Consider the following 4,979-nt stretch of genomic DNA (forward strand, 5'->3'; position numbering starts at 1 on the left):
GTATTTGACGAGAGGCGCGTAGTGCAGCACCAGCCGCTCCCGCAACCGCTGATTCGGCCGGGCGCGGAACTCCCGCCAAAGCGCATTGATGGCGGCGTCGACCTCGCTGATCCCGCCGTCTCCACCGGAAGTGGTGCGCCCGGCGACCGCACCATCCCCGTTCAGCCTGGTGTCGCTTGTGGACTGGGCGGCCCCGTCAGGCAACTGCTCCTGGCTGGGCGCGCCGCCCGCGCCGAATGCCGCACCGGGAGCGAAGGCGTGGTCTTGGCTCGGCACGCTGCCCACAGGAGACGCCGTGCCGGGGCCAAGCTCTCGTTCCTCGCTTGGCGCGCCCGCGGCGGACGTGGCGCCCAGAGCACGCCCGCCATTGTGAATCGCCGCATCGTGGTCGGTGGCCGTCGAGCGGCCGTTGGCGGATCCGGAACCGGCACCGTCGCCAGGCTCGCCGCTGCACCGGCTACGCTCGTGGCCCTCCGGCCGACGCACGGCGTCGGCGGGTACACCGGAACCGCCGGCCGGACAGGGGTCCGAACGGTCTGCGTCGGTCGGTCGCAAGTGGGCCTTCACGCGACGGCCACTTTCGGCAACGGGCTCAGTTCGGTCTCCGGGCTCATATCTGGTCGGTGGTGGTGACGGCGGTCCCGCTGAGCCACCCCGCCTGCGTCCCGAGGTCATCGGGCGCGGGGGTGGGCTCGGTCATGTATCGCCTTCAACCGCTCGACTGTCACGTGAGTGTAGAGCTGCGTTGTGGCCAGCGTAGCGTGACCGAGCAGTTCCTGAACGCTGCGAAGATCCGCGCCCCCCTCCAACAGGTGGGTCGCCGCGGTGTGCCGCAACCCGTGCGGCCCCATGTCCGCAGCCCCAGGCACGGAACCGACGGCGTCGTGAACTACTCGCCGCACAGCGCGCGGATCCAGCCTGCCACCACGAACCCCCAGGAACAGTGCGGCGACGCCCTCCTTTGCGGTCTCCGCCACGATCACCGGCCGACCGTGGTCGAGCCAAGATCGCAACGCACCCTCAGCCGGCACCCCGAAGGGCACGACACGTTCCTTGCCGCCCTTGCCGAAGACGCGGACGACCCGGGTCCGGAAATCCACGTCGCCGACGTCCAGGCCGCACAGTTCGGACACGCGCACGCCCGTGGCGTAGAGCAACTCCAGCAGGGCGTTGTCCCGTAAACCTCGCGGATCCAGTTCGGCCGCACCGGTGTTCGAAGCCCGGAGCACTTCGCCGGCCTCATCCGGTCGCAGTACGGCTGGTAGGGCGCGGTGCGTCCGCGGCGACACCAGTCGCGCCCCCGGATCGGCATCCAGCGCACCCTGGCGTCGCGCCCACGCCGTGAAGGTACGCGCGGCCGCCGAGCGACGAGCCAGCGTCGTACGGCTGACACCGTCGCCTCGTTGCTTGGCGAGCCAGGCACGCAGGACCACCACGTCCAGCTCGGCGAGCGCCGCGCGGTCGTCGTCGGCTCCGTGGTCACGGTGAAGGAAACCGAGAAGCGAGACGATGTCGCCGATATAGGCGCGAACGGTGTGGGCGGACAACCCTCGCTCCAGGCTCAGGTGCCGCTCATAATCGTCCAGCAGCCCGACCGCAGCCGACGGCAGCGCGTCCCGAACCTGTCGCAGGTCTGTCCTGCCGTCGTCACCGTTGCTTGCGGGCACGACTACCCACGCGCCTTCTCGCCGCCACGGGAACGTTCATGGGTCTCGCACTCGATGGAGTCAGGTGTGCGCAGAGCGTACACGCGTTCGTCCGTCAAGCGTTCGCCATGGACCACCGTCATGGGTACTCACGCTGGGCGAATATGGCCCGATGGTCAAGCATCGCCACGCCACGTCAGCTACCGATCGCGTCACCTCCTTGTGTGGGCGCGGACAGTGCCCGGGCACTAGGCACTGACCTGTGATTTCCGAACCTCGCGAGCTTGCTGCCAGCCACTTTCACCCTGCCGGGCAAGCCCGTCCACCTCCAGTTCGGACAGCACCGCCCGTGCTCGCAGCACGGGCACCCCAGATTCCATCGCGATCTGTTCGGCCGATTTGCCCTGACTTCGCTGGAGCGTCTCGTGCACGCGGAGCGCATCCGGTCCCAGCCCGTCGGTGCGGCGGGTGGGCCGGGCTCGTTCGGCTGCTGGTGTTCCCAGCTTGCCGACGGTCTCGATCACGTCGTCGACCGATCCGACGAGAAACGCCATGGAGTTCTGGATGAGGTCGTGGCAGCCTTCCGATGTCGCGGAGCCGATCTGCCCCGGAACGGCCATCACGATTTTGCCCAGTGCTGCCGCGGCTGACGCCGTGTTGCGTGCTCCGCTGCGGCGGCCGGCCTCGACGACAACGGTGCCTTCACTGAGCGTCGCGATCAGGCGGTTGCGCACCAGAAATCGGTGGCGCGCCGGAGGCGTCCCAGGCGGGTACTCGCTGACGACAAGTCCTCCGCGCTCGGTGATTTTCTTTAGTAGCGTTACGTGTCCCTTCGGATACTCGACGTCCAACGCGCATCCCAGCAGCGCAACGGTAAGGCCGTCGGCAGCAAGTGCTCCGCGGTGCGCGGCGCCGTCGATGCCGTAGGCCGCCCCGGAGAAGATCGACAGTCCACGTTGGGCCAGTTGGTAGGCAAATTCGCCTGCGACGTGCTCGCCGTAGACACTCGACGCGCGCGCTCCGATGATCGCGACCGCGGATTCAGCGGCCTCGTCAAGACGCGCTTCGCCCCGCGCCCACAGGGCCAGCGGCGGCACGCCGAACCTCACGCCGCGCCGGCCCGCGAGCTCAAGGCAGTGCAGAGGCCAGGCCGGCCACTCATCGTCCTCGGGGATGATCAGGCGCGCGCCCGCGCTCGCCCCTGCCTCGAGATCGGCCTCCGCCATGTCCATCGTGCGCCGAGCTGAGGTTTCTTCGGCGACCTGTGGTGGACACCGTCCGTCTCGGACGGCTTTGGCCGCCGCGACAGGTCCGAGTTCCGCGATGAAGGCAGCCACTGCGGTGGCGGGAGGCTCCGCGACGCGAAGCAAGTAGGCCCGCGCGAGACGCTCTTCGGTCACGGACACGTCTGCCTGCCTCGCGCCGCAGCTGTGCCGGTACGAATTGAGGACAAGCGGGAAGACACTCGCTGATCACGTGCGGGACATCTGAGCCGTCCCCCATGCGGTGAAAGGCTTTCCTTTCCCTGACAAGGACGGGCCATAGCGTGCCTCGACGGCCGATGAAGACGTGCAGGGGCGGGGGTCATGCGGCTCTCCGATCTCGGAATTCCAGGGCGGCGGCGACGTGGTCGGCGCCTGGTTCGGGGACGTTGGACAGGTCGGCCAGGGTCCAGGACAAGCGCAGGCATCGGTCGGCTCCCCGTGCCGTCAGCTGGCCGAGATCGAGACTGCGGTCAAGGAGTGCGGTGGCCTTGGCGGGCAGCGGGAACTGACGGCGCAGCGCCGGGCCGGGAACTTCGGCGTTCGTGCGCCAACCGTGAGCGGACCAGCGAGCCGCGGCGCGTTCGCGGGCGGCCAAGACTCGTTGCCGCACGACCGCCGTCGTTTCTGGCTTTTCGTCGGTATGAGTGGTCATCGCGGTGATGGGCCGCATCCGTACCTGCATGTCGATCCGGTCGAGCAGTGGACCCGAAAGCCTGTTCCGGTAGCGGCGCTGGGCCGTGGGCGTGCAGGTGCAGTCCGTTTCGCGCGGCGGGGCGCACGGGCAAGGGTTCGTCGCGAGGATCAGCTGAAAACGCGCCGGATACCGCACCGAGCCTTTGGACCTCGCGATTCGAACCTCGCCCTCCTCCAACGCGGTCCGCAGCGACTCCAGTGCCGCACTGGAAAATTCGCAGGCTTCATCGAGGAGAAGGACCCCACGGTGGGCCCGGCTGATCAAGCCGGGGCCGGCGAGGCCGCTGCCGCCACCGATGAGGGCAGCGACCGAAACCGAATGATGCGGCGCGATGAACGGTGGTGTCGTCACCAAGGGCGCCGTCTGGGACAGCGAACCGTGAACGGAATGCACCGCCGTCACTTCGAGGGCTTCTTCGATCGACAACACGGGGAGCAGCCCTGGGAGGCGTTTCGCGAGCATCGTTTTGCCGACGCCGGGCGGGCCTACGAACAACACATGATGACCGCCCGCGGCCGCCACCTCCAACGCCCAGCGGGCCTCGGGCTGGCCGACCACATCGACGAGATCCGCCAGTTTCGGTTGTGGGCTCTCGGCCGGGTTTTCGGGGGCGACGAGTGCGTTCTCTCCGTTGAGCCAGGCGATGACGTCCGCGAGACAGGCCGCGCCGAGAACATCGAGATCCTCGACGAGTGCCGCCTCGGATAATGACTGGACAGGGACGACCGCGCGCTTCATTCCCGCCTTGCGAGCCGCGATGAGCCCGGGCAGCACACCGCGAATCTCTCGGACACGGCCGTCCAGTGAGAGTTCGCCGAGCAATACCGTGCCGGGGAGCCTGGTCGCGGGAACCTTGCCCGCGGCGGCGAGGACCGCGACCGCGATCGCCAGGTCGTAGCCGGAGCCGAGCTTCGGCAGGTTCGCCGGGGACAGGCCGAGGGTGAGCTTCTCCGCCGGCCACTGCTGACTGGAGTTCTTGACTGCCGAGCGGACTCTGTCCTTGGCCTCGCGTAAGCCGGCGTCGGGGAGGCCGACAAGTTTGGTGGTCGGCAGGCCGCCGCCGAGGTCCGCCTCGACCTCGATGACCCGGCCATCGATGCCGAGTACTGCGACCGACCACGTGTGTCCGATGGGCATCAGGGTGCCTCTCGGACATCGTCTCGGGCTGGGTGTCGAGTGCTGAGCATGGTGTGCCTGGTGGGTTCTCGAGTGGTCGAGCGAGGCAAGGCCCCGGTTGGGGACGTTCCGCGGTCGGGACCTCGTCCTTCGCTGGCGGGTTTCGGCTGCTCGGGTGGACGGGTGGCTGGGTGAGGCGCGGTAAACGCGGGGGACGGTCGGCGGTATGGAGGCGAGGCTCCGCAAGCAGGCTTCGGC

Annotated in this window: 3 protein-coding genes and 1 pseudogene; all 4 read right to left on the reverse strand. The window is 68.6% G+C overall.

Annotated elements, in window-relative coordinates; genetic code table 11:
• Positions 1-276, reverse strand: a pseudogene (locus GKO32_RS39585) (hypothetical protein); the annotation flags it as partial.
• Positions 277-671: 395 nt separating this feature from the next.
• Complete coding sequence (locus GKO32_RS37590) at positions 672-1,667, reverse strand: tyrosine recombinase XerC (RefSeq protein ID WP_376766044.1); 996 nt, start codon at positions 1,665-1,667, stop codon at positions 672-674.
• 227 nt (positions 1,668-1,894) lie between these two features.
• A complete protein-coding gene (dprA, locus tag GKO32_RS37595) occupies positions 1,895-3,052 on the reverse strand; it encodes a DNA-processing protein DprA (RefSeq protein ID WP_312869279.1) in 1,158 nt (385 codons plus the stop codon).
• Between the two features lie 178 nt (positions 3,053-3,230).
• Positions 3,231-4,742 (reverse strand): YifB family Mg chelatase-like AAA ATPase, encoded by a 1,512-nt coding sequence (locus GKO32_RS37600; protein WP_154761675.1) that lies wholly within the window; start codon positions 4,740-4,742, stop codon positions 3,231-3,233.
• Between the last annotated feature and the right edge of the window lie 237 nt (positions 4,743-4,979).

This window comes from Amycolatopsis pithecellobii (assembly GCF_009707865.1).
Classification (GTDB): Bacteria; Actinomycetota; Actinomycetes; order Mycobacteriales; family Pseudonocardiaceae; genus Amycolatopsis_E; species Amycolatopsis_E pithecellobii.

Bases quoted from the DNA above. Each gene is read 5' to 3' on its own strand.
- GKO32_RS37600 (WP_154761675.1), bottom strand. From the start codon at position 4,742: ATGCCCATCGGACACACGTGGTCGGTCGCAGTACTCGGCATCGATGGC.